Raw genomic sequence first — 240 nt, forward strand, 5'->3', positions numbered from 1 at the left:
GGATCACCACCTGCCACTCCCCGTCGCGCCAATCGAAGCCCGCCGGAATGGCCCGGCCGTAGGCGTAGCGGCCGGGCACCGGATGCAGCAGGCGCACGCCGGGGTCGCCGGCGCGCAGGTGGCCGCCCACCTCGTCGGTAAACTTGTTCCAGGCCTGGGGCGAGTTCCAGCCCGGCGCCCAGGCGAAGGCCACCTCCTCGCGGGGACGATCGAAACCGTTGTAGCCCTCCATCGAGAAGG

The 240-nt window shown here is 71.7% G+C and carries 1 protein-coding gene; it reads right to left on the minus strand.

Annotated elements, in window-relative coordinates:
• On the minus strand, positions 1-240 hold a 240-nt coding region (locus JFU56_RS22725; protein ID WP_198439466.1), incomplete at both ends, for a hypothetical protein.

The sequence above is a fragment of the Moritella sp. F3 genome (assembly GCF_015082335.1).
Taxonomy (GTDB): domain Bacteria; phylum Pseudomonadota; class Gammaproteobacteria; order Enterobacterales; family Moritellaceae; genus Moritella.